The following is a 25,897-nucleotide window of genomic DNA, read 5'->3' as shown; positions in this document are numbered from 1 at the left end:
AGAAGTTAGATGTACCTCAGTAAACTGAAAAACGCTGTATTTCTTTTAGGATGCCATCGATCGCGATCGCATTCTAAATCCCCGATAAGTTCTAGATAGTACAAAGGTTAACCTTAATAGGGGTACTACTAACTACTAACTACTAACTACTAACTACTACCTATCCTTTACCTGGATGTTGGAGATTTGCTGGGAGGAATTCCTTCTATGTTAATTATTCCTTGAATTACCGATCCGACAATGGGTGCAGCTACGGTAGAACCATAAGTATATTCCCCTTCAGGCTCATCTACTACGGCTAATACAGCGTATCGAGGTGCTTCTACGGGAAATACAGCCACAAAACTAGTTATTTTGGCGTTTTCATCATAACCACCACGATCGATCGCTTTTTGCGACGTACCTGTTTTCCCCGCAATGCGATACCCAGGAATCTTTGCTGCATAGCCACTACCTTCTTCCACTACAGTTTCCATCATTTCTAGTACTGTTTTAGCGGTTTCGGGAGAAAAGACTTGTTTGCTGTGGGGTGGTAAGGAATAGTGCAGATAGCCTTTATAGTCTGATAAACCTTTAACTACGTGAGGGGTAATTAGTTTTCCCCCATTGGCTAAAGCTGCATGAATTTGGATTAATTTTAGGGGAGTTAGAGAAAATCCTTGACCGAAGGCAGTAGTGGCGGGTTCGATCGCTCTAACGGTGAATTCTACTTCATTTTTGAGTCTGCCTGTTGTGTATCCAGGAATATCAAAATCTAAGGGATCTTCGATGCCGAGTTTTTGTAGATCTCGATAATAGTCTAGAGGTTCGATGCGACGCATCACCTTAATCATGCCCACATTACTAGAATATTGCAGAATCTGGGGCAGGGTTAATTCGCCCCTAGCTCCTTTTTTCTGAAAGTCATGGTTGCGTACCACCGCATCTTTGATTTCTATTTCTCCCGTATCGTTAAAAGTATCGTGAGGAGAAATTGCTCCCGCATCTAAAGCTAAAGCAATATTAATCGGTTTAAAAGTCGATCCAGGTTCATAGAGATCGGTAACCGCCCAATTTTTAAAAACGCTAAAATCTTTGTATTTATAATAGGTATTCGGATCGTATGTAGGCTCGGAAACCAAAGCTGCGATCGCACCATCCCTAACATCCATGACGATTACCGTACCCCGTTTGGCTTGATAAGCCTTCATCTGCTCGTTAAGAGCGTTACGAGCAATTTGCTGCAAGCGCAGATCGATCGTTAGTTGCAAGCGCAGATCGTCAAAATTAAACAGCTGTTGCGATCGCTCTAAATCTCCTGGATGAAATACCGCTTGGTTGTTGCTAAAGCTGCGTTTCATTTTCCAGCTAATTGGCTCTCGCTCTAACAGTCTATTTTGAGTATATTCTACCCCTGCTTGAGGAGTGCGACTGCTATCGAGATTGACATAACCCGTTACTTCCGCAGCCATTTCCCGATGGGGATAAAAACGATTGTAGTTTTGTTTGAGATCTAAACCATCAATCTGCATGGCGACAATTTTTTCTTTAACCGACTCTGGTAAATCTCCCGCCAAACGAATCCCCCAATCTTGTTGCTGAAAAATTGCTAACAATTGTTCGGAGGTTTTATTGCCTAAAATAGTTGCCAGTTGTTCGGCGATCTCTGTTGCTGGTACTGGCTGAGAATTTCTTTTAAATAGAAAAGGGTGAACGTAGAGAGTATAGGTAATGCGATCTGTAGCCAAAACATTGCGATCGCGATCGACTATCTGACGGCGAGGAATATAAAAATTTAGCTTAGTAGTTTGTTGATCTAGAGCTATTTGAGTTAGTCTTTTTCCTTGAGGAGCTTGTGGATAAACAATTACTGGGTCTACTATTTGCAAATAGTACAATTTTGCAGCCAATCCCCCCGTTCCTATGACCAAAAATCCCCAAACTAAAAATAAACGTATTAATAAACCGCTGCGATTTTGCCAATTTTGTTTATTAGTAAATTTATTTTTTAAGCTAGATTTTCGATTCTGAGCTTTATTCGGAGTTACTTGAGATTTGCTATTCTTCGCTCGCCAGTCAAGTTTAAATCTAGATTTGGTCATAATTATTTATCGAACATAAATCGCCCTCACAAATGATAAGTGATAAATAATAAATGGTTAATTAATATCCCAAATTATGGTATTTAATATTTGCTAAAATTTCATCTTCTTGAGGTAATTGCGATTCGCTTTTGAGATTTACTTTTGCAGGAGAAATAAACACTGCCGACTCTGGCTTGGAAATAGATAGACGGTTATCTTCGCTAGCCTCGCGAGCAATTTGATATTTAATTTTTTCATTAATCGCAATTAACTCTCTTTCTTGGCGTTGTAGATTTTCTAAATTGCGATATTCTTGACTCCATAATTGGGGAATCTGCACCGTAGCACCATAGAAACCAACACTTGCCGTCATGGAAACCAAAGCCAAACCGAAAGAACATTTTTGTAATAAAGAAAGCAATTTTAAATTTGCTGGTAGATTGCTTTGCTGAGGAAAAGTACGGCTTTTAACTACTTTTCTAACTTTTTTTTGTGGCGATAAATTTGAGGAGCGATCGCTTTTTTTTCTAGCCTTAAATTGAGGTTTAGGAGAGTAGTCTTGAGTTTCAAAATTAGGTTGACGTAGAGCAGACATATTAATTATCTCCATTTAAGCGCGAAGTCGTTGGGCGCATTCTAACTTATATTTGAAAAAATGATAAGAGTCTAGGGAAAATATTCATATTGAATTACAAAAAACTATATTTTTTTAACAGAAGATACTGCAATGTTTTTGTAGCATAAAAAAGAATCATATATTATGTATTTTAAAAAACATAGTGGAATTAAAACGCGCAATTATTGCCTACAAAGCAGGAGATAACACTAGCAAACAATGGGCTGAAAAATGCGCCCAAGAATTGGAAGGGATTAACTGTCATGTTTTAATGGGACCTAGTGGCATAAAGGATAATCCCTACCCCGTTTTTCTCGCTTCCTCTACCAAAATAGACTTAGCCGTAATTCTAGGAGGAGATGGCACAATTTTAGCTGCATCGAGAAATTTAGCTCCTCAGGGAATACCCATCTTGGCAGTAAATGTTGGGGGACATTTGGGTTTTTTGACCGAACCTTTTGAATTATTCAAGAATACTCCAGCAATTTGGGAGCGTTTGAGTAGCGATCGCTATGCAGTCCAAAAGCGCATGATGCTACAAGCTCAACTCTACGAAGATGAAGCAGGAAAATTAAAACCCGTAGGAGATAATTATTATTGTCTGAACGAGATGTGCATCAAACCTGCCAGTATAGATAGAATGCCTACTTCTATTTTAGAGTTAGAAGCAGACGGACAAATAATCGATCAATATAGTGGAGATGGTTTGATTGTTTCTACTCCTACAGGTTCTACAGGTTATACTGTTTCGGCTAATGGGCCTATTTTACATCCTGGAATGTGGGCGATCGCAGTTACGCCAATCTGCCCTCTAAGTCTCTCTGGTCGTCCTTTAGTTTTGCCTCCTGGTAGCGTTGTCAGAGTCCGTCCCTTGCGCGATTATGAAGTAAACACCAAACTCTGGACGGATGGAGCGTTAGGAACAACTATTTGGCCTGGTCAAACTGTATCGATCAAAATGGCAAATTGCCAAGCACACTTTATCATTTTACGTAAAAGTTATTCTTTCTACGAAACCTTGAGAGAAAAGCTACAGTGGGCTGGGACTAGAGTACATTATGAAGACAAAGACAAAAGTTAGCAGATTAATTATATTTTTATCAATGTGGTGGAAAAAACTGGCTCGATTAGCACTAACAATAATTACTGCCGTCACAATTTTAATTGTCAACACTAATCCTGGGTGGACGCAATCAGATTTTAATCCTTTTACTTATGACGTTAAGTTTGAAGAGTTAAATATTTATACAGACCCCAACATCCCCAAAGCTCCTGTAGTTATTGATGGCTACGATCTATTTTCTGTAGGCAAAGTCGGTGGCAATACAGCAGGAGAAAGAGCCGAATTAATTCGTGAAGAATTGTTGAACGCGATTAACAGTAGCAATTATTCTCAGGTGACTATCCGAGAAAAAGAACGCCTCCCTGTATTATATACAGAATACACTAAACCTCGTCGCGAAGATTTGGGAGAATTATCCGAGTCTATCGAAACAGAAGATCGACGCTATCTATTTACTGTTACTAAAGAAGATACTGTTGGTAAAAAATCTAATCGGGAAACGGCGGTTGATTTTCAACAAGAAATAGAGCAAGCGATTGTTAGAGGCAAAAGAGAAAGAAGTTCGGCATATCTTCAACGTCAAGGACTGATTACAGCGGGCTTAATAGTATTAGCCATTTTTGGAACGAGACTATTAGAGCAACTTCAAACCTATCCTTTCAGACGAGCAATTCAAAGAGTTATTCCTGGTTTGCCTAGTAATACTAGCTCTCAGCCTTCTAATTTAACTACTCTTTTTCGTCTAAAATTAGGCTTTGCTCAATTTGCCCTTTGGATCGCCACAATTTTCATTATCCTGCGCCTATTTCCTTGGACTAGGCAATGGTTGTACGTACTCTATAGCGCAATATTACTTACCTTCAATAAGTCCGTTTTAAAATTTGGCGGGGATGATTTTTCGATTATCGAATTATTAGTTTTTGTTGGTTTGCTGATTGGTTCGATTATTGGTAGCAATTATATTGCCAACCTCCTACGGACGAGAATTTTACAAGCCACCAGAATGACTAGAGGTTCGCAAGAAATTATCTCTACAGTTACCAAATATGGCTTAATTGCTCTGACTACAATAATTGTGCTTCAAGCTTATGGCTTAAATCTCAGTTCGATCGCCTTAATTGGTAGTGCTTTGGGGGTTGGGATTGGTTTTGGTTTGCAAGATATTGCGCGAAATTTTGCCAGTGGTATCGTATTGCTCTTCGAGCGTACGGTTCAAGTAGGAGATTTTATTCAAATAGGCAGTCATTTGGGAGTCGTCGAAGAAGTACGCACTCGCAGTATTGTCTTGAAAACTCTCGATCGCATCTCGATCATCGTACCTAATTCTCGGTTACTCAGTGAAGAAGTAATTAACTGGAATCATGGTCGTAGTGTTTCTCGGCTGCACGTTCCCATTGGTGTTGCTTATGGTTCTGATGTAGCTAGAGTAAAATCAGCACTGATCCAAGCTGCTGAAGAACACATAGAAGTGTTACGCAATCCTCCTCCCCAAGTATTCTTTACTGAATTTGGCGATAGTTCTCTTAATTTTGAATTGTTAGTTTGGACATCCGATCCCAGTCGCCAAGCACCCTTAAAAAGCGATCTTTGTTTTCGTATTGAAGAGATTTTCCGCGAACAACAAATAGATATTCCCTTCCCTCAAAGAGATATCAACATTGCCCCCGATGGTTTGCCCATTCGCTTATCACAACAGCTAGAAGGACATTTATTATATTTACTTAAAGCCCTAGTTTCTCAACAATATACTAATAATTCTGGCAATAAATCCCAGGGACAGGGAACGAGAAAAAACTAATTTATACCAATTCTCCAAATTATCGCTACAAATAGATAGCTTATTTCTCCCAGTCCCCTTGTCTCCTTGTCTCCCAGTCCCCTTGTCTCCTTGTCTCCCAGTCCCCCAGCCCTAAAGTTATCTGTAGTCCCATTAAAGAGAAATGGTATTAGTCCCTCGAAGTATCTCGTTTCTCATCAAGAAAAAAGCCGAGTCTTGCGATCGCAAGACTCGACTGATGGTGTTTTGAAATTAAAGTAAAAAAATAACTACTTAAGCATTATCGATCGCTTCGATGGTAGCTGCTGCTTTGCTACAGATATCTTCGTGACAATGACCGTTAGTCGCCACAATACAACCCCAACGTTTGACATCTCCTTGGTTGTAGTAGACAGGATCGCCGTTGACATAAGTAAACTTCCCCCCTGCTTCCGTTAAAATCAATTCGGGTGCAGCAAAGTCCCAATCTTTAGCAGCAGATTTGCCCGAAAGAGAAATATAAACATCAGATTCTTGTTCGAGGAGAGTAGAAATCTTACCTCCAACGCCACCCATATATTTTTTACCAGCAAAAGGCATAGTATCGATTAACTTTTGAAAACGATCGTCGCGGTGAGAGCGACTGACAATTAAATAAAGGTCTTCAATCTTGTTGCGATCGCTAACTTTTATTGGAGTTACCGTACCGTCTTTAGTTTCTACAAAAGTACCATTATCTTTGGAAGCAAAATAGACTTTTTGGGCTTCAGGAATAGCCACAATGCCAATTACAGGACGACCTTGATAAGCCAAGGCAATGTGCATCCCATATTCTCCAGTTTTATCAATAAAATCTCTAGTTCCATCTAGAGGATCGATAATCCAAACCCAGTCGTGGTCTACTGGCTCGGCTTTTTTAACGTCAAAAGTTTCTTCAGATAAATAACCAAACTCTTCCGTACCCAATTCTCCACGCAAGCGATCCAAAATATAGTGATTGGCTGCCATATCCGCTTCGGTAACAGGGCCATCTTTTTTATCTTTTATATCTAAATCTGAAGTGTCTTGATGATAAAAAGAGCTAAGAATATCCGCAGCACCCCAGGCTACAGAACGAGCTACTTTTAGGGCATCTGCTATTTTTTGAGCTTGATTGTTATCCAAAGCTATCTCCCAATATTTTGTCATTTCTTCACAATACTACCCAACAACTATATCCTAAGCTAGTGACGGACAATACTCTTTGTCGTTGGCAATTGTCGCTCGATCGCATTGTATCGAGATAGAAATGTTTCTTACACTTTCTTCAATAATTAGGATAGTGTCAATTAATTTTTACTTTTTAGAAGATACTATCTTTAGTTTTCTGAGGTATAACCTAATAAACGACAATCATATTTTTATGGTTTATAGGTATAAATTCAGACTATGACTACTAATAAAGGTTTTTTAGCTTCCCTATTTGATTTTTCTTTTTCTAATTTTATTACACCACGTATAGTTGGTTTAATTTATGGTTTATCCATACTAGGAGTACTTTTAGCATTAATGGTAGGGATGATAGCTGGATTGACTGTGATGTTTCAAGAAAACTTTGTCTCTGGTTTATTTACCGTAATAATTACACCCCTTGCCGCCACGGTTTATTTACTATTTATTCGCGTGGGTTTAGAAGCTTTAACTGCGGGAATTGTAACGGCAAAAAACACCACTGAGATTAGAGAATACGTCCGCCAAATTAGAAATGAAAATAATGAAAATGGCGGATGATATTTTATTTTGATGACTTATTTCTAACAGTTCCAATTGCGGTTTGAGATTTAGGTCTAAATAGATGAGAATGTTCGGGATGATACAGTCGCGAGCGCGTGGTTACAGCCGATTGTAGTGCGGGACTAATTAAATATAAAGTCGTGCGAATGAGGTTGTTGGCTTTAGTTACTGCTGCCATCTCGATTAAAGGTACGATCCAAATCCGTTCGTCTTGCCAACCGACACGATAGCAGACTGCTACGGGGGTATCTGGGGCGTAATGTTGTAAAAGTTTATTTTGAGCCTTTGAACTGTGACGAGCAGCTAAATACAAGCATAAACTAGCTTTGTGGGCAGCGAGAGATGATAATTCTTCGGCATCGGGGACAGCAGAAGCCTCGCCGCTAACTCTGGTTAGAATAATTGTCTGGACTAATTCGGGGATAGTTAATTCCGTGTTGATTTTGGCAGCAGCAGCTTGAAAAGCACTTATTCCAGGAATCAGTTCAAAAGGAACATCAGCATCTTTAAAAGCTTGTATTTGTTCCCCAATCGCACTGTACAGAGTCAGATCTCCCGAATGAAGGCGCACTACAGATTTACCTTCCCTGACTCTAGCGATGGCTAAGGGGATAATATCTTCGAGGGTTTTATTTCCCGTCGGCACTAATTCAGCATCTTCTCGCACGTCTTGTAAGATTTGCGTGGGTACGAGAGAATTGGCATAAAGAATGACATCTGCTTGAGTAATAACTTTATAAGCTTTGAGAGTTAATAGTTCGGGATCTCCTGGTCCAGCACCAATAATATAAACCGCAGGTTGAAGAGAAAAAGAGCTAGTCATGATTTTATTATTTACTATTAATTTTCGATTGTTGTTGGGGGGGGACAACATCGGGTAAGGGACGTTTGACCACATACAGCCAGCCTAAGATTAATGCACCTAGAGCGATCGCACTTAAGCTAATTACTTGAGCGACACGCAGCGGTCCTAACATCAAGCTGTCAGTACGCAAGCCTTCGATCCAAACTCGACCCAAACTGTAGCCAATGAGATATATTCCAGGCAATGTTCCCACCTTAAGAGAATTACGTTTTTTCAGACCCCAGAAAAAGAGCGAAAGCAAGATAATAAATATACCTAAATTCCAGAGAGATTCGTAGAGAAAAGTAGGATGAAAATATTCATCATTTAAAAACTCAAGGGGACGATAAGCGGGAGCGATATAAAGTTTCCAGGGTAAATCCGTCGGTCTACCAAAAGCTTCGGAATTAAAGAAATTACCCCATCTACCGATCGCTTGACCTAAAATTACCGAAGGTGCGACCAGATCTAGCAACTGCCAAACAGAAACGCCCTTGAGACGAGCAAAAATAATCGTGCCTAAAGTCCCCCCTATAATTGCCCCGTGAATGGCAATACCTCCTTTCCAGATGGCGATAATATCTTCTGGACGCTGGGAATATTCCTGCCACTCAAACAACACATAATAAATTCTGGCACTAGGAATGGCAAATAACACCAGCCAAATCGCCAAATCGCCTAATAAATCTGGGTTGACACCACGACGCTGGGCTAAATACTGGGAGAGAGTTAAACCGATTAAAACCGCCGAAGCAATGAGCAAGCCATACCAACGCAAGGCAAAAGAACCAATTTGAAAGATTATTGGACCAGGAGATTGAAGTTGAGCGAGAAAGACCATACTGTTAATAGTTAATAGTTAATGGTTAATTATTGCTTTAAAAGACACTACTTTTCAAAAAGGATGAAGAATAGTCAATTTACCCGCCAAGAAACAGGAGATGGTTCTTACACTTTTTATTCTGAGGAGTTTCAAGAAGCTTTTCATTCGTCTTTTGGAGCAAAACAAGAAGCAGAAGTTAGATATATTGAACCTTGTCAAATTAAACAGCTAGCAGCAGAAAAATCTAAAATTCATTTGCTAGACGTGTGTTATGGCTTGGGCTATAACAGTGCCGCAGCCTTGGATGCTATCTGGTCGGTCAATCCTCAATGCCAAGTGGAATTAATTGCTTTAGAAATTACGGCGGATGTTCCCCGAAGCGCGATCGCTCAAAATCTTTTGGATTGCTGGAAACCACCCGTACCTTACTGGTTAGCCCAATTAAGTAAAAAATCTTTAGTTCGCACAGAATTTTTACAAGCAGAATTATTATTAGGTGATGCCAGACAGACAATTCAATCGGTAGTAAAAAGGAATTGGCAAGCCGATGCCATTTTTCTCGACCCTTTTTCACCCCCTAAATGTCCCCAACTGTGGACAATCGAATTTATTGCGCTAGTAGCAAACTGTCTGAAGTCAAAAGGAAAATTAGCAACTTATTCCTGTTCGGCTGCAGTGCGTAGTGCTTTACTATCCGCCAACTTAAAAATTAGTTCTATTACGGGAGTCGGTCGCAAGTCTCCTGGTACTTTGGCTGGTTTCGAGTATAAAAGTTTACCAAGCCTCCCCCAAAAGGAGTTAGAACATCTAAAGACCAAGGCAGCAATCCCCTATCGCGATCGCCATTTATCCTCCTCGGCAGCAGAAATAGTTCGCCTACGACAGCAAGAACAACAAAAAAGTCATTGGGAATCTACATCTCAGTGGCGCAAACGTTGGTTGGGGTCAAATATTTAGCCCCCCTATTGCCGTATATTTATTTAGGTGAAGTTTCCCAACCCGATGTAAGCGGTAAAATTAACTCCCAAACTCCGTATTATGCCCGATCTCAAAGAAAAAATTAACATTCATAATATTATCTGTGGCAATTTAAAAAATTTATATCAATTTGCCATTCCAATTAATAATCCGAGCTAGGCTGGGATCGACAGCTAATATATCTTGTGAGGATCTTCAAAGTTAGTTGAAAATCCAAAAATTAGATATGATAGCTTTTCGGCTATTTTATTAAAAATCTTCAATCGCAAACAAAAATAATGAAAGAAGTTGACGAGTATCCTTTAGCGACTATCGGGAGTTTTAGAATGGACAACAATTCCAGTCTTACAACCGCTAAAATTTCGATCGTTGACGATAACCCTTTAAGTCGGATGACCGCAGTGGATCTTTTGTCACTAGATGGTTACGAAGTATTAGAAGTAGAAAATCGCTCGGCAATATTTGATCGCATCATCGAGCAACAGCCAGATTTGATTATTCTTGATGCGATGGTGCGCGATATAGATAGTTTTATATTATGTCGTCAACTAAAACAAGATTACCGTACTTCTAATATTCCTATTGTCTTGACGACCTTGACAGATAATCGAGAATATCGTCTCAAAGTCATGGAATCTGGAGGAGACGATATTTTAGTCAAACCTCTAAATCGTATAGAATTATCTACTAGAGTTAAATCTCTCCTCGATCGCAGGCGGATGAATGATGGTTTCGATCGAGCCGAACAACTATTATTTAATATCGCCAAAGCAGTAGATAGTCGTTCGGTCAAAAATGGTGGCAATCTTCGCGTAGCCTCCTTAGTTAAGTCCTTCGCTCGATATCTCAATTTGACTCCCCAAGAAACGGACGATTTGACTTTTGCTGCCCATCTTCACGACATTGGTACGATCGCAATTCCCGATGCAGTAATGCTCAAGGAAGGAGAATTGACTCCCGAAGAAAAAGATCTAATCAGACAGCACGTACTGATTGGGGAAGAAATTTGTCAACCCCTACGCAATCGCGGTGGAGTATTACCAATTATTCGCAACCATCACGAACGCTGGGACGGTACGGGATATCCCGATGGTTTATCTGGTGATAAAATTCCTTATTTAGCTCAAATATTTCAAATTATCGATATTTATGATGCTTTGACAAGCGATCGTCCCCATAAAAAAGCTTATAGTCCTTCCGAAGCATTAAAAATTATTATGGAAGAAACTAATAGAGGATGGCGCAATCCCAAGTTAATCGAGGCTTTTACGGCATTTATTCGCTCTCAAATTTAGTAGTACGGCATAGTATAAATAGCTTAGAATGAACTGAGTTGTATTATGCCGAATAAATATTACTTTCATGGATTTTACAGATGTATTCAGCGATTTTAGAGATCGGTTTAGAGATGTCGTTAATAACCAAGAAGTTATCAATGATTTCGACCCCGACTCTTTTAATCCCGAACTAGAAAATCCTCCCGTTAACGAACCAGATTCCGTACCAGTTTTCGATCCAGAAGATACTCCTCCAGAGACTCCTCCACCAGAAGACTCTCCCGAAATCAATACAGAATTAGTAGTATCCAAACTTAACCCTATCCCTGTGTTTACAATTGCCGATGCTGAAGGCGCGCCTTTAGTGGCTACGGGGGATGATGGAAATAGGGTGGCGGGGGTTTTTATTAGTCAAGAAGATGCCAATCAATTTATTACTCGACTAGAAACTGAAAATCCCGAACTAGCCAGCCAAGTTAATGTAATTCCTGTTTCTTTAGCGGAAATCTATCAGTTAAATGAAGAAAATTCTTTAAATTTTGCTTATGTTCCTGAAGAGGAAGCTGTAGATTCCGCCACAGTTATTGGCGATGCCAACCAAGAACCCTATGAAGGAGGAGTTCCTTTATTTGCAGCCAAAGGTGGTGAAGACGATGGCTTTCTGACAATTGAAAGAGACGGCGAACAAGTTATTCCTTTTTTCTTCGATCTAGAGCAATTAGAAGAATTAGTAGCTCGATTTGAAGAAGAACGTCCAGACTTGGCTGCTAATACAACTATTGAAGTAGTTCCTTTAGAAGGGGTAATCGAAACCCTGGCAACTAGCGATGATGAGTTGTTGGAAAGACTTGTTTTAGTTCCCACAGAAGAATCTATTCAATTTTTACAATCCGTAGATGGCGGTGGTGACTCTACTGGAAATACTGGCGATCTTGACGATGGCAGACAAGATGTTTATCGCTTTTTCGACGAAGAAACGGGAATTCATTTTTATACCTCCTCGGAAGTTGAAAAAGATAATATTGTTGAAAATCTTCCTAACTACAACCTAGAAGGAGTTGCTTACCAAGTAGAAGACCCTCTAACGGGAATGAATGGTGCGAATGTAGTTCATCGTTTTCGCAATCAAGACACGGGAATACATATTTACACAATTAATGAAGTCGAACGTAATTTTATTGCTGAAAACCTAACCAACTATGAGTATGAAGGAGAAGTTTTTGCTGCCTATACTTCTCAGATAGAAGGAACAATTCCCGTACACCGTTTTTATAATTCTCAGTTAGACGCTCACTTTTATACTCCTTCAGAAGCGGAAAGAGAAATAGTAGAAAACGATCTGCCTAACTATAACTATGAAGGTATTGCTTACTATGCCTATCCCGTAGAAGTTTAACTCGATCTACATAGAATTGCTCCAAGGGAATAGTCTTTAGTCTTTAATCACTGTTTGTAAGAAAAGTAGCCAAAGAATTTAATCCAGGAGGTTCTAATTTATATAGTCATTTCAGATAAAAATGAAACACTTTATTTTTTAAAGACTTGTCAGAGAAAGAATGTCTTGTCTCAAACTTAACTGAAATGACTATAAACCTAAGATAGAGCGGGCAATGTTGAAATAGATTAAAACGCCTAAAACATCTACCGCCGTGGTAATAAATGGGGCAGACATTAGGGCGGGATCGAGGCTTAAAGAGCGGAATAAAAAGGGTAAAGCCGAACCAGCCACAGAAGCTAGTAGTGCGATCGCCACTAAACTTATTCCTACGGAAATAGCTACTCTAATGCTGCCTTGAAGAAAATAAGCCCAAACTGTTGCCATAATGCCAAGAATTAATCCGAGTAAGATGCCCGCAGCAGCTTCACGAAAAACTACCTTCCCCGCTCCCATATTTTGAATCTCTTCGGTATTTAAACCCCGAATTACTACTGTAGAAGATTGCGCTCCTACATTACCTCCCGTACCAGTGAGCAGAGGAATAAATGCCGCTAAAATTACTACTTCTTGTAACAATGATTCTTGAGAACGAATAATTGCCCCAGTCACCGTGTTAGTTAACAACAAGACAAATAACCAAACTACCCGACGACGAGCGACGGTTAATAAATTGGTTTGAAAATAACTATCCCCATCAGCTTGCACTCCACCCAAAGCATAAATATCTTCTGTGGCTTCTTGTTCGATAATATCGATCACGTCATCTACCGTTACTACTCCTACCAATCTCTCTTCGCTATCTACTACGGGAATGGCAACAATATCGTAGCGTTGAATCGTACGAGCCACTTCTTCGCGATCTGTATCGGTGTGAACAAATACCACATCCCGCGTCATGATTTCTGCCAAAGTAGTATCGGGGGCAGCAATTACTAAATCTCTTAAGGAAACAATTCCCGTTAATTGACGAGATGAATCGGTAACATAAAGATAGTAAACTACCTCTGAAGCATTAGATAAACTCCTAATTCTTTCTAAAGTTTGACTGACGGTTAAATTCTCTTTTAAAGAAATATATTCGGGGGTCATAATTCGCCCCGCAGTCGATTCTTTATAACCCAATAAAATAGCTGTAGCTTGACGTTCTTTTGGGCTTAACTGAGAAAGTAAACGACGTACAACTTTAGCAGGAAGTTCGTCAAACATTTTGGCGCGATCGTCAGGAGACATTTTATCAACAATGTCTAACACTTCTTGGCGTTTAAATTCTTGAATTAATGATTGTTGGACATCGGTATTTAGATACTCATAAACTTCAATCGCTTCTCCCTTAGAGAGCAGACGAAAGGCAATTAACTGATTTGATTCTGGCAAGCCTTCGATAGCTTCGGCTATATCTACTGGTTGTACGGGAATTAGTAAAGACTTTGCCCCTTCTAAATTGCCACTTTCTAAAAGTAATTCTAGTTGCGATCTGACTAGCTGTCTTAACTCGTTATGTTTAACTCCATTTGGTATCATACATCACGTCCAATAATATCAATTTATTATTATTTATTTATCTTTATTCTGAAAACAAAAAGTATAACTATTAAACAGAGAAAATATTAACTTCAATACATTTTGGTATTTTTTAACATTATTTTTAATCTTTCTATGAATCCTTTCAATCTAGCTGTGTTAACCTACTAAAAAATAGATATTTTAATTCGGCGAACCTGTCTGTTTCAATTTGTCCTAACCTGTAGGCTACGCAATAGATTGACAAGCTTTCTGCCGAAATATTTATCTCAGAACAATATTTGTTAATCAGGAGACAAACAATGTCAATCTACGTCGGTAATTTATCTTACGAGGTTACTAAAGAAGATCTTACGACTGTTTTTGAAGAATACGGTACTGTATCTAGAGTTTCTCTACCCAGCGATCGCGAAACAGGTCGTCCCAGAGGGTTTGGTTTTGTCGAAATGAGCAGTGAAGCGGAAGAATCCGCAGCAATTGAAAGCTTGGATGGTGCAGAATGGATGGGAAGAGAGATAAGAGTCAATAAAGCTAGACCTCGCGAAAATAATCGCGGTGGCGGTGGTAGTGGTCGTCGCGTTGAAAATTCTTCTCGCAGTTTTTAAAAAAATATTCAAGCAATAGTTTTTGTGGTTTAAAACTTTTGGGTAGTTTGGCTTAAAATTTTTGCTGATTCTACCCACTGTTTAACTTGGTCTATGGATGGAGATAGATCTCTTCTCTGTAGGGTTGCTACTTGCAAGCGAACTATTTGTCGATGCAAGGAATGAAAAGGAGTCAGACTGAGTTGGGCAACTGATATTATTCCTGCGTGTAATAAAAGTCCGCAGTATTTATCCCCTACAGTTGGTATGCGGGCGAGATCTGCCAGAGCAGTCCATTTATCAACGTATTTTTGCTGCAACTGCAATCGGCTGGCTAAAGCTCTCTTTTCATCTGTAGTTCGAGTTTGTTGCAATAGTTGTTTGGTGTCGGTTATCTGATTTTGTTCTAATAATTCGACTTGCGATCGCATTATTCCTGGTAAGCTATCTATCGACCAGTATTTGGGTTGCATAATTTTTAAATTAATAGTTAATAATTAATAATTATGTTTATTGGTTTGAAGGAATGGTTTTGCTCCCTGTAAAAGACGATAACAAACTTGCTATTGGACTGAAAAAAAGAAGGGAAAAGCTGGCAGAATTAGTTAGTTTTCCCGTTATCTTGTGGTCTGGCAGTCCTTTAAGGCGTAACTTTTCTGCCAATAAATATCCCTTTCGTCCTAGCAGTCATTTTTTGTATTTTGCAGGTATACCTTTAGCCAATGCAGCTATTCGTTTATCAGAGGGAAGACTAGAATTATATCTAGATAATCCTCCAACCTCAGCTACTTTATGGCATGGAGAGACTCCAAATCGGGAAGAAATAGGCGCGTTGATTGGTGCGGATCAAGTATATCCCCTGACAGAATTATCTTCCAATACCCATGATGCTGCGACGATCGCCGTTCAAGATAATCTGACCTATCAACAGCAAATTGCATTACTGGATCGCCCTGTATCCCTTTCCCACGAAGCAACGGGTATAGACTTAGAGTTAGCCCAAGCAATAGTAAAATTGCGCTCGCAGCACGATGATTTGGCATTACAAGAATTAAGACAAGCTGCAACTGTTTCGATACTAGCCCACAAAGCAGGAATGGCTGCTACTTTTCAAGCTAAAAGCGAAGCCGAAATACGTTCGGCAATGGAAGCAACGATAATCGCCAATAATATGTGTTGTGCCTATAACAGCATAGTGACGGTACATGGAGAAGTTTTGCATAACGAAACTTATTATAATCCATTACAATCTGGAGACTTATTACTAGCAGATGTGGGGGCGGAAACTCTCAATGGCTGGGCTGCGGATATTACTCGTACTTGGGCAGTATCGGGCAAATTTTCTAGCACTCAAAGGGATATCTATCAGGTAGTTCTAGCAGCCCACGATCGCTGTATTGCCGAGATCGAGCCAGGAATAGAATACGAATCGATTCATCTCTTGGCAGCCAAAATTATCGCTGAAGGTTTGGTAGATTTAGGCATTTTAATAGGTAAACCTGAAGATTTGGTGGCAATGGACGCTCACGCTCTATTTTTCCCTCATGGTGTGGGACATTTATTAGGTTTGGACGTTCATGACATGGAAGATTTAGGAGATGTTGCAGGATATGCCCCAGGAAGAACTAGGAGCGATCGCTTTGGCTTGGGATACCTGAGATTAAATCGCCCCCTTCAAACAGGAATGCTAGTCACGATCGAGCCTGGTTTCTATCAAGTACCTGCAATTTTAAATCACTCCGATTTCCGCGATCGATACCAAGATGTAGTTAATTGGGAACGTTTGGCACAATTTTCTGATGTCAAGGGAATCAGAATTGAGGATGATGTTTTGGTTACCAGTCATGGTATGGAAGTTTTAACCGCAGATTTGCCTACTGAGATCGAAGATATTGAAGATTTAGTTATTTATTAGAAAAACAAACGTGCAAAACCGCCTCTAGACTTTTAGCCTTTTTTCTCTTGACAACTGGCTTTTAAGCTTAACTTGTCACCATTGCCCAATACCTAACAACTACTCTCCCACCGAAGAAGCAAGTTCGGGTTCGCGATTTATTTCGGCTAGTTTTTCTTTATCTCTACGACGCTTTTTAGCATAAAGTTGAATGCTAGCTGCCATCGTAATTACTAAAGCTGCCACCAGCCAAGTAGTCAGATCTAAAGGCAAATTATTTTTAAATACTGCTAGCAAAACAATTAAGACTAACAATATAGTTGGTGCTTCGTTTAATGCTCTAAATTGTTGTCCCGTCCACTGACATTCCCCAGCAGCTAATTTTTTCATAATTCTTTGACAGAAATAATGATAAGCAAACAGTAAAACTACGAAGGTTAACTTAATATGCAGCCAAGTGGATTTAAGAATTTCTGGTTCGGTAGAAATCAAACCAATCGCCATGGCTACCGCCACAATCATCCCAGGAGTTGTGATAATTCCGTAGAGACGTTTCTCCATAATTTCATACTGTTTTTTCAGGATGCTGCGTGCGGGTTCTGGTTCTTGTTCTGCTTCTGCGTGATAAACAAACAATCTAACCAAATAAAATAGTCCTGCAAACCACACGACAATCCCAATCAAGTGAAATGCTTTAAACCAATAGTAAGCCATAAAAAATATCTCTATATCTCGCTCTAAAAAATTATTTCCTATCTATGTGAGTCTATATTTTTCTGACACCATAAAGTAATGGTACGCAATAAAATTTTAAAGAAGAATTAATATAGCGGGACTGGCCAGATTTGAACTGGCGACCTAGCGCTTCAGATTGGTGTAGGTTTCCCTACTCTCTGGACTATCTCTTCACCTTAGATAAAATCGTTATTTATCTTTAGGTGGCAGCCTTTATGTTGCAAGTATAATCGAACTATTCGTTGAACCCAAAAAGAGTTTATTTTCCTGTTTTTTGACTTACAACTAGTCTCTGCACCTTCTCTACCAGAAAAAATAGAGCTTGGCTCACGATTACCTTGGCTACTAATGGCAACTTTAGGCTTTCCTGAATTTGACCGCATTCATCGATGAAGTTTCCTTCATGATGCCCGATATTTCAGGAGGCGCTTGCTCTATCCTACTGAGCCACAGCCCCATACATACTATGTATATTATAAATATACTAATATTAGTTAAATATAAGCATAAGCCTAAGATAAAAAGCTTAACTATTCAAGGCTTTTTTTGGATATAAAACTTTACTAGATTAATAAATATTGCAACATCGATTCATAGTTCTGTTATCTAAGGAAATAAAACTATCATCATTTCAAGAAGATAAATCATCATTTACAAACAGGAGAAATTGATTTTGACTTATTTAACTTTATTAGCGGCTACCACTGTTCCCAGCACTGTATCTTGGAATCCTAAAGTAGCGATTGTGATGATTGTTTGCAATATTGTGGCGATCGCTTTTGGTAAATTTACCATTAAAAACCAATCTGCTGGTCCTGCTTTGCCTTCTCCCGCATTATTTGGCGGTATGGGGCTTCCTGCTTTGTTAGGTACTACTAGCTTGGGTCATCTTTTAGGGGCAGGAGTAATCTTGGGCTTGGCTAACGCTGGCGCGCTTTAAGTTAACTAAAAATAAGCAAGATAAGATCGATCGCAATAATGAAAAGTTGGCACGTTTGTGCCAACTTTTTTGTTTGATAAATTTAGACCTAAACTAAAAACTAATAACTCATAACTAGAACGAACGCTCGGTCAGTAGCTTAACCCGAACTCAGGTTACTTAGGCAAAAGTACTTCCATTCCAACCCCAAAGATGTCTTTGAGCGTCATTAAATTCCAAGTAAATGCGATTGGCTGGAACTCCCAATTCCGATTCTATTTGCTGGCAAAAATCAGAACTCATGGCTTTGGTTTGTTCTGGTTTCATCGTGCCGATATTTTTAATTTCTACATAACATACGGGATCTAAAGTACCCCCGAAGGTCATAGGAATATCAGATTCAAAAGCAGTCATCACATAAGATTCTGGTTTCCCTAGATGTTTTGCTAATTTTGCCGACAAGCTGCTTAACAAAGTTTCTACTCGATCGCGATTGGGAGTGGAAATAGAAGATTGAACTTTAATTAAAGGCATAACTAAAAAACTTGTTTAACTTAAAAATTGGTCAGATAGTGCTTGCTTTTAATTTTTGCATATGTAAAGAGAGTTAAGCCTCGCAACAACTGAGGTCGATATTATAACCAATCGCAAAAAAATAATAAACTTTGTGTTGTAAGCTACAAAATCTCCTAATATCTATGGGATAAAGGTTTTGTCTGTTTATCTTGCCATTTCTTCGCCCAAAACAAACGATAGAATAAAAACGCTAAATTGTTATAACCGACCTCTCTGCTCTTACCTATCCTCACTGTTTACAAGCGATCGCTTCTTAAGAATTATGAATGATGCTATTTATGCTAATTCTGGGCTTGATTTTTCTTATGATAACCCTCGTCGAGATTCCGAGATAATCGAGCAATTGGGTTTTATTCCTGGTTTGAAAGAATTTCTAACTATCAGACAGATACACGCCTTAGAACACGCTACTGTCTGGTTGTTGAGCGACACAACCAACATCAGCCACAATAAATTATCTACTAGTTATTTATCTACAGACAATGAAACCATCGGCGGACTTTCTACAGAAAATGGCTTTTATCTTTATGGCGATATCGATCCCTTAAGATTAAAAAGAGCAGTCAGTTCGGCATTACTCCGCTTGCAACAAGGAGAATGGAATTTAGCATTACACCCTCGTTGCGGGACTAATTCTTCTGTAGCCATATTACTCACCACGGGAATGGCTATGGCAGCACATTTTAGCTTGCCTAAAGATCCGTTTCATCAGTTGCTGGGGATGGGTTTGGCTAGCATAACCGCTAATTACCTCGCTCCCGATCTTGGTATTTACGTTCAAAAATATGTTACAACTTCTATTCCGTTTAATTTGAAACTGAAAAAAATCACTAAGATTATTGCTTCTTCTGGGGAATCTAGTTATTTTGTCAAATTAGATTGGATTTAATAACGACTAATAATTTATCACTGACTCTTGAAACAATTAAATCATGTTAGCTACGAAAAAATTTATAGTAATTTTAATAAATACCAGCTAACAGAAGCAGATTATCGTATTTTTCAAAAAACTGATTGGATCGTTACAGAGAAAATTCACGGAGCTAATTTTTGTCTTATTTCAGATGGTAATATGGTTAATTTTGCTAAAAGAAAAGCAATTTTACTTCCAGAAGATGATTTTTTTGGCTATCAACTATTAACAGAATTTCTCGCACCAAAAGCTTTAGCTATTTTTAGCAGGATTAAACAGCTTTATCCCGATACCAGACAAATTGCTATTTATGGAGAACTTTTTGGTGGAGAATATCCCCATCCACAAGTAAAAGCTAACCCTCAAGTAACTGCAATTCAAACAGGTGTCTATTATTCACCCAATTTAGAATTTATGGCTTTCGACGTAGCTTATATTAATAGCCGACAAGAAAGAAATTATCTAGATATAGATAGCTTTATCGATCTTTGTCACAATGCTAATTTAAGCTATATTCCCGTTTTATTTCGCGGAAAATATCAAGATACACTCGCCTATAAAATCGAATTCACCTCAACTATTCCTCCATTATTCGATTTACCTCCTTTAGAGATAGATAATATTGCTGAAGGTATTGTTATCAAGCCTGCCAGTAACTTATTTTTAGAAACCATTAAAGGTCAATTACGTCCTGTTTTAAAAATTAAGAATCCTCAATTTGTCGAAGACAAACGCTTCCATCAAGCACAAAAATGGGATTATCACCAATATAGACAGCAGCAACATCTAGAGATAACAGATAAATTATTAATAGCAGAAGCAAAAAACTTAATTACTATCAATCGATTGAATAATCTGAGATCCAAATTAGGTAAATCTGCTTTTAAAAGTAAAAAAAAGCAAGCTTATATTATGGAACTCTATATCAAAGACATTATTGAAGATTTAGAAAACAATCTGAATATTATCTTCGCCAAACTTGAAAATAATACTCAAGAAAAACTCATTTCTGAGATAGAACTACAGGTAAAACTATTAATTACGCAATCACTAATTTAATTTGAGTTCGAGAAAAAGAATTACTCAAAGAGAACAGTATTTAGTCTTTAGTCGCTGCTTGTAATGCAAAGAAGCTTTAACTAATAACTAGTAACTAAATTAATAGTTAGTAGCTTAACCCGTACTGAGGTTAATTAAAAAAAAGAACAGCAGACAATCTTAATTGCCCAACTGTTCTTAATTTATACAAATCTTATCTACGCGACAACAGTTTCGTGTTTTAGTTCTTTAAACTTACCTAAAAGACGATCTGCCCAATACTTAACGTCGTAAGTAGTTACAGTCTCATACATTTTAGACATTCTTTCTTTTTGTTCGCCCTCAGACATAATTAAAGCTCTTTCAATAGCTCGATCCATACCGTCTAGAGAATAAGGGTTAGTTAAAATAGCTTCGGGTAACTCCACTGCTGCACCGACAAATTCCGACAAGACTAATACTCCGTCTTCTCCTCCATGAGCCACAATATATTCTTTGGCTACCAAGTTCAAACCATCCCTCAGAGGAGTAGTCCAGCAAATATCTGCAGCTTTGTAATAAGCCATTAGGTGGGGTAAAGGAATGGGTTGAGTAAATAGTCTGACGGGCATCCAATCTAGAGTGCCAAAACGACCGTTAATTTGACCTACCAACTGCTCGATGGTACTTTGGGCTGTTTTATAAACCCGCATTCCTGGGGCTGGCTGCACGCAAGTCATCACAAAGCTTACTTTTTTGTGCAAGTCGGGGCGACGCTCTAGCAAACGGCTATAGGCTGCTAATTTTTCTTCATTACCTTTAACATAGTCTACTCTTCCTGCGGCAATGATTAGTTTTTTACCAGCTAACTCTTCATTAATTTGATAGAGCCTATTTTTAGTTTCTGTCTTCTCTAAAATCGATTGAATAAATTGAGGATTCGTGCCAACGGGGAAAGCGTCTATATTAACTAGTTGTCCTTTATATTTCAACTGGGTAGTCATTTCGGGTTCGGCTAAAGCAACCCCAGTCGGAGTCATATGTCCTGTCACTGCTTCTTGCTTGGTTACTTCAACGGGCTTGAGACTGCGCACCACATTAACGAAGTTCTCTGAGTAACGAGGTACGTGAAAACCAACGATATCGCAGCATAATAAACTTTCAACGATCGCATCTCGCCAGGGTAAGATATTGAAAACATCCACTGAAGGGAAAGGAGTATGGTGAAAAAACGCAATCCGAGCATCTGGTTTCTGTTCGCGAATGTATTGCGGTGCTAGCCACAAATTGTAATCGTGAATCCAAATTAAAGCATCGTCAGCGGCTTCTTCGCAAGCAGCTTCGGCAAATAAGCGATTGATATTTTTAAAGTTTTCCCACTCTGCGGTTTCAGAAGTGAAATGATAGGGAAAAGAATGAAGAATTGGCCAGAAAGCCTCTTTGGAAGTAATGTGATAAAACTGTTTTACTTGTTCGTCATTGAGAGGAATACGTCTGACGTTGTAGTTAGCTTCCCCTTCAATATTTACCCGTTCTTCAAAGTCTTTTCTTTGTGATTCGTCTACTTGTTTCCAAGCAATCCAAGTACCTTGATTAACATCAGCAAAAAAACTTTTTAGGGTAGGCACAATTCCGTTGGGGCTTTTTTTCGGTACGTAATGAATTTTGCCATCTTTGATTATTTCGTCATGGGGTTCGCGGTGGTAGAGGATAACTAAAGATGATTTCATAATTTTTAGTAACTATTTGGTAATGTAGAAGCTATGAAAAACTTTTTTTGATTATTCCAAAAAACTTGAATTTATTACTAAATTCAAAATAATTATGGGAGTTTATTTCTATTAAAGTAATTCTAACAACAGAAATGGTTGATAATTTAAACTAGAACTATTAAGGATGGACAAAACACCTGGTTCAATCTTTTATTAAACTTATATTGTTTATCAAAATTTATCTATTTAATTTTCTTCAACCATAACTAAACTCTTGAATGATAAAAATCGTAAGATTGAGAAACGAGAAAAGCTATTTTTGCAAGATCTCAAATAAGCCCGATCTACTTGAATCCTACACTAATTAATGCCCGAACAAAAATATCTGCAGATAGATTGCTGTTTTGCGGGGTAAGAATTATGAGAGCTTTTCCGTAAAATTAAAAGAACTTTAAAAACTTAAAACAAAGGGTTGCAGCGTTTTCTGACATAGATCAGAATAGATCAAGGGAAAATGCCAACCATCCACTAAGTAGAGATAATTGAGTGAAAGTAACAGCAGATACATCCGTTAGATTAGTCCCTGAAGCAACAGGAAAATTACTAGCTTGGGCATCTAGTTTAGAAGGAACTACTAATACCTACCTAGAGCAAACTAAAGCTTTAGCTCGCAAACTGGGAGCTTATTATCGACCCGATGGCTTGACGGAAATAGGCTTTTGGGTTCCAGGGCTGATTAGGGATGTGCTGCACGAAAGGGAAATCTATTTAGAAGTATTTACGCCCCTCGACCCCATTGATTGGCAGGAAAAAGAGCAAACTATCCAATTCAAACGCGATCGCTTGCACTTAGAACAGCAAGGAGAATATATTTGGGGCGTAGTAGCGGGAATGAAACCAGGTAGTCGCGATCGAGCGGGTTCTTTTTACTGGTTGCGCTATATCGATCGCGCCGAACAATTGAGAACTATTCGCGATCTAGTTCCCTATTCTTTACCCTACGGGATTTTTGCCCCCGCAGAGCTTTACGACATGGATAGCCTTCAGGCAAATCGGGCAGATTTAGCATATTTAGAACAAACTGCTAGATCCAACAACCCTAAAATTAAAATTCCCAGGGTTAAAGATCCGCGCAACATCTTACAAATTCATGTAGGTACTGCTTCTAGTGAAGGTACGGTAGCGGGGTTGACTCGCATTTATCAAGATATTGCTCAAAAAATCGAGCAAGGACAAGAATTAACTCCTAGCGAACAAAACTATATCGGCTACGATGCGATCGAATTATTACCCACCGAACCAACAATCGAATATCGCGATGAATATAGTCCAGAAAGCGAATTTTTCGCCTTTATCAACAATGACGAAGATAGTGACATCGTTGAAATAGAACTTTTCAAACCCAACACCCAAGATTGGGGTTATGACGTACCAATACTCGGCTCTAGTACTACTAATCCCGCCCTTTTGGAAACTCTACGTCCCCATGAAGTAGTCGATTTAATCGCCACCCTCCATAATTTCCCCACTCATCCCATTCAACTAATTTACGATCTAGTTTACGGACACGCTGACAACCAAAGCGAACTTTTAATCGCCCGAGAATTCCTCAAAGGACCGAATATGTACGGTCAAGACCTCAACCACCAACTACCAATGGTTCGGGCAATTTTGCTAGAAATGCAGCGGCGTAAACTCGATACTGGGGCAGATGGCATTCGTATTGATGGGGGACAAGATTTTCGCTTCTTTAATCCCTTGACGGGTAGAGTAGAACAAGATGACGCTTATCTTTTGGAAATGAGCAACATCGTTCAGGAAATTCAAGGACACAAGCGGTTGATGTTTACCATCTTTGAAGATGGTCGCCCTTGGCCAGAAGAAGGTTGGGAAGAAAAATCTACCTATCGGGAATTAATCGAACTCAAACCAGAATCTTACCAATGGGGACCTTTAATCTTTGCCCACAATACTCCTAGTATCAAAGGATTTTGGGAAAAAAAATGGTGGCGCGTTATGGAAGTAATGACCATCGGCGACCATTGGATTACAGGTTGTGGCAATCACGATACGGTACGCAGGGGCAATCAGATTGATTCGAGCGAAGCAATTAACTGGCATTTAGGCAAAACCCTCCCCGAAGTATTGCACAATGCCTACGACAATCCTGCAGTCACTTTGTGGGTCAACTGTTTTAGTCCTGGGCTACCAATGGACTTTATTAATTCCACCATGCACGCTCCTTGGCTCTTTTTCCGCAATACTGACGAACAGTATGGAGTAAAGGTAGTCTCTGAAGAGGTAGGCTTTTTAGACTGGCAAATTAATTCCGATTTATATCGCCAGCCCCATTGTTTCCCTCGCTTAAAGTCTTTGGGCTTTAAACAACTCAAGCAAGTAAAACAGTTTGGCAAAGCTTTGCATCATGCAATGGTGCAGCAGGATTATAACTTGGCAGAAGTGGTAGAAGTGTTGCAAAGATGTACCAATCCCGACACCCACTGTATTGAAGACTTGTTACCCTTGGTGGAACTGATGCGGGGAAGTATGGTGCGCTTTTTGAAAAAGCTAGATGAAGATCGTTTGAAGAGCTTTGCTTTGATGTTTATGGAAGATTGCTATCAGGTATGTAATGTAACTAATTACCAAAATAAGGTAGATCCTGCCAGAGCTAAATTTAATCTAGCCACTAGAGAGTTTCGCCACCAATATTCTTGGCTAACCAATAATATTCTCGAACAAGATAGTTTCGACAAGATATCAGAAGCAGATAGAACAATTATTCACGGTATCCGCCACGACCTCGATCTTCAACCAGCAGTGGCTATTTTAGCCAATTTTGAAGGAGATGCGCTCGAATTAGATGCAGCAGAAATCTTGGATATCGATCCTCAAGTATGGCAGGTGGCAGTCGCCACCCCAGGGTTGAATCTAGAAAACTTTCCCAAAGTTAGTCTCGGTAACAGTCAGGGAATCTTGTTGACCAAAATCTAAACCTAATCCCAAGAATCGGGTATGGATAAGTCTTATTATCCCGAACTGAGGTGAGACAATTTAGCTCCTACTCAAGTCAAACGCCGCGATCGCAAACTAAATGGGAAGGTTTTAGAAGAGCATCTTAAAGATTAACCTGATGCCAAACTCAAAGAGCGAGCAGAACATTTTGGAGTGTATACCACTGCGATCTGGTATGCACTTTTGTTGCTCAAATCGTTAAACACTATTCTGAAAGAGATATTTCCTCAAAAGTTATTTACAGCCGTTTTCAGTTGAATAGCTCTCTGGGAAAATTTACTATAGTCATTCCTAATAAGAACCATACGAAAATATGTACTAATTATTGCTCCCTAATCCCTAACCCCTAATCCCTAATCCCCCGAACAAATTACTGAGAT

Annotated in this window: 22 protein-coding genes; 12 read left to right on the top strand and 10 right to left on the bottom strand. The window is 39.1% G+C overall.

Annotated elements, in window-relative coordinates:
* Positions 1 to 167: 167 nt before the first annotated feature.
* Both AC33VI_RS16980 and AC33VI_RS16975 read right to left on the bottom strand, forming a co-directional pair.
* Entirely contained in the window at positions 168 to 2,081 is a 1,914-nt protein-coding gene (locus AC33VI_RS16980) for a peptidoglycan D,D-transpeptidase FtsI family protein (RefSeq protein ID WP_491783447.1), read from the bottom strand.
* Positions 2,082 to 2,142: 61 nt separating this feature from the next.
* Positions 2,143 to 2,658, bottom strand: coding sequence for a hypothetical protein (locus AC33VI_RS16975; RefSeq protein WP_491783446.1), 516 nt, complete (start codon positions 2,656 to 2,658; stop codon positions 2,143 to 2,145).
* Positions 2,659 to 2,842: 184 nt separating this feature from the next.
* Here AC33VI_RS16975 and AC33VI_RS16970 point away from each other — a divergent pair, with 184 nt between their 5' ends.
* Positions 2,843 to 3,760 carry an NAD(+) kinase gene (locus AC33VI_RS16970; RefSeq protein ID WP_491783445.1) on the top strand — a complete coding sequence of 306 codons (918 nt, stop codon included), beginning with the start codon at positions 2,843 to 2,845 and terminating at the stop codon, positions 3,758 to 3,760.
* A 22-nt stretch (positions 3,761 to 3,782) separates the two neighbouring features.
* The gene (locus AC33VI_RS16965) at positions 3,783 to 5,540 is read left to right on the top strand and encodes a mechanosensitive ion channel family protein (RefSeq protein ID WP_491783444.1); all 1,758 of its coding nucleotides are present in this window, start codon (positions 3,783 to 3,785) and stop codon (positions 5,538 to 5,540) included.
* Between the two features lie 252 nt (positions 5,541 to 5,792).
* On the opposite strand, the gene AC33VI_RS16960 is transcribed toward AC33VI_RS16965, so the two are convergent.
* On the bottom strand, positions 5,793 to 6,686 hold the full coding sequence (locus AC33VI_RS16960; RefSeq protein WP_491783443.1) for a 3'(2'),5'-bisphosphate nucleotidase CysQ family protein: 894 nt from the start codon (positions 6,684 to 6,686) through the stop codon (positions 5,793 to 5,795).
* Between the two features lie 240 nt (positions 6,687 to 6,926).
* On the opposite strand from AC33VI_RS16960, the gene AC33VI_RS16955 reads away from it, so the two are divergent.
* Positions 6,927 to 7,268: a DUF4282 domain-containing protein gene (locus tag AC33VI_RS16955; protein WP_491783442.1), complete on the top strand. Its 342-nt coding sequence runs from the start codon at positions 6,927 to 6,929 to the stop codon at positions 7,266 to 7,268.
* A gap of 4 nt (positions 7,269 to 7,272) precedes the next feature.
* Here the strand turns inward: AC33VI_RS16955 and cobM are convergent, their stop codons facing one another.
* Together cobM and lgt are read right to left on the bottom strand one after the other, a co-directional pair.
* Complete coding sequence (gene cobM, locus AC33VI_RS16950; RefSeq protein WP_491783441.1) at positions 7,273 to 8,094, bottom strand: precorrin-4 C(11)-methyltransferase; 822 nt, start codon at positions 8,092 to 8,094, stop codon at positions 7,273 to 7,275.
* A 7-nt stretch (positions 8,095 to 8,101) separates the two neighbouring features.
* Entirely contained in the window at positions 8,102 to 8,956 is an 855-nt protein-coding gene (gene lgt / locus AC33VI_RS16945; protein ID WP_491783440.1) for a prolipoprotein diacylglyceryl transferase, read from the bottom strand.
* A gap of 63 nt (positions 8,957 to 9,019) precedes the next feature.
* Between lgt and AC33VI_RS16940 the strand changes: the two genes are divergently transcribed.
* The 3 genes from AC33VI_RS16940 (at position 9,020) to AC33VI_RS16930 (ending at position 12,589) form a co-directional block, all read left to right on the top strand.
* A complete protein-coding gene (locus tag AC33VI_RS16940) occupies positions 9,020 to 9,895 on the top strand; it encodes a tRNA (5-methylaminomethyl-2-thiouridine)(34)-methyltransferase MnmD (protein ID WP_491783439.1) in 876 nt (291 codons plus the stop codon).
* 299 nt (positions 9,896 to 10,194) lie between these two features.
* Positions 10,195 to 11,211 (top strand): HD-GYP domain-containing protein, encoded by a 1,017-nt coding sequence (locus tag AC33VI_RS16935; protein ID WP_491783438.1) that lies wholly within the window; start codon positions 10,195 to 10,197, stop codon positions 11,209 to 11,211.
* Positions 11,212 to 11,278: 67 nt separating this feature from the next.
* Entirely contained in the window at positions 11,279 to 12,589 is a 1,311-nt protein-coding gene (locus tag AC33VI_RS16930) for a Tic22 family protein (RefSeq protein ID WP_491783437.1), read from the top strand.
* 189 nt (positions 12,590 to 12,778) lie between these two features.
* On the opposite strand, the gene mgtE is transcribed toward AC33VI_RS16930, so the two are convergent.
* Positions 12,779 to 14,152: a magnesium transporter gene (gene mgtE / locus AC33VI_RS16925; RefSeq protein WP_491783436.1), complete on the bottom strand. Its 1,374-nt coding sequence runs from the start codon at positions 14,150 to 14,152 to the stop codon at positions 12,779 to 12,781.
* 302 nt (positions 14,153 to 14,454) lie between these two features.
* Here mgtE and rbp point away from each other — a divergent pair, with 302 nt between their 5' ends.
* Entirely contained in the window at positions 14,455 to 14,757 is a 303-nt protein-coding gene (gene rbp / locus AC33VI_RS16920; protein WP_491783435.1) for an RNA-binding regulator, read from the top strand.
* A gap of 29 nt (positions 14,758 to 14,786) precedes the next feature.
* Here the strand turns inward: rbp and AC33VI_RS16915 are convergent, their stop codons facing one another.
* Positions 14,787 to 15,209: a DUF4332 domain-containing protein gene (locus AC33VI_RS16915; protein WP_491783434.1), complete on the bottom strand. Its 423-nt coding sequence runs from the start codon at positions 15,207 to 15,209 to the stop codon at positions 14,787 to 14,789.
* A gap of 53 nt (positions 15,210 to 15,262) precedes the next feature.
* Here AC33VI_RS16915 and AC33VI_RS16910 point away from each other — a divergent pair, with 53 nt between their 5' ends.
* Positions 15,263 to 16,651 (top strand): aminopeptidase P family protein, encoded by a 1,389-nt coding sequence (locus tag AC33VI_RS16910; protein ID WP_491783433.1) that lies wholly within the window; start codon positions 15,263 to 15,265, stop codon positions 16,649 to 16,651.
* Positions 16,652 to 16,750: 99 nt separating this feature from the next.
* On the opposite strand, the gene hemJ is transcribed toward AC33VI_RS16910, so the two are convergent.
* Positions 16,751 to 17,344 carry a protoporphyrinogen oxidase HemJ gene (hemJ, locus tag AC33VI_RS16905; protein WP_491783432.1) on the bottom strand — a complete coding sequence of 198 codons (594 nt, stop codon included), beginning with the start codon at positions 17,342 to 17,344 and terminating at the stop codon, positions 16,751 to 16,753.
* 694 nt (positions 17,345 to 18,038) lie between these two features.
* On the opposite strand from hemJ, the gene psaK reads away from it, so the two are divergent.
* On the top strand, positions 18,039 to 18,305 hold the full coding sequence (psaK, locus tag AC33VI_RS16900) for a photosystem I reaction center subunit PsaK (protein ID WP_491783431.1): 267 nt from the start codon (positions 18,039 to 18,041) through the stop codon (positions 18,303 to 18,305).
* Between the two features lie 159 nt (positions 18,306 to 18,464).
* Here the strand turns inward: psaK and AC33VI_RS16895 are convergent, their stop codons facing one another.
* Positions 18,465 to 18,818, bottom strand: a complete 354-nt coding sequence (locus AC33VI_RS16895; protein ID WP_491783430.1) for a phenylpyruvate tautomerase MIF-related protein — start codon at positions 18,816 to 18,818, stop codon at positions 18,465 to 18,467.
* 304 nt (positions 18,819 to 19,122) lie between these two features.
* Here AC33VI_RS16895 and AC33VI_RS16890 point away from each other — a divergent pair, with 304 nt between their 5' ends.
* Positions 19,123 to 19,749, top strand: coding sequence for a DUF6391 domain-containing protein (locus AC33VI_RS16890; protein WP_491783429.1), 627 nt, complete (start codon positions 19,123 to 19,125; stop codon positions 19,747 to 19,749).
* A 27-nt stretch (positions 19,750 to 19,776) separates the two neighbouring features.
* Positions 19,777 to 20,832: an RNA ligase family protein gene (locus AC33VI_RS16885; RefSeq protein ID WP_491783428.1), complete on the top strand. Its 1,056-nt coding sequence runs from the start codon at positions 19,777 to 19,779 to the stop codon at positions 20,830 to 20,832.
* Between the two features lie 197 nt (positions 20,833 to 21,029).
* Here AC33VI_RS16885 and ggpS read toward each other — a convergent pair whose 3' ends face one another.
* Positions 21,030 to 22,520: a glucosylglycerol-phosphate synthase gene (gene ggpS / locus AC33VI_RS16880; protein WP_491783427.1), complete on the bottom strand. Its 1,491-nt coding sequence runs from the start codon at positions 22,518 to 22,520 to the stop codon at positions 21,030 to 21,032.
* A gap of 528 nt (positions 22,521 to 23,048) precedes the next feature.
* On the opposite strand from ggpS, the gene gghA reads away from it, so the two are divergent.
* Positions 23,049 to 25,496 (top strand): glucosylglycerol hydrolase, encoded by a 2,448-nt coding sequence (gene gghA / locus AC33VI_RS16875; RefSeq protein WP_491783426.1) that lies wholly within the window; start codon positions 23,049 to 23,051, stop codon positions 25,494 to 25,496.
* Positions 25,497 to 25,897 lie beyond the last annotated feature (401 nt).

This window comes from Waterburya sp. (genome assembly GCF_058530065.1).
This window is presented reverse-complemented; position numbering and strand designations above follow the sequence as displayed.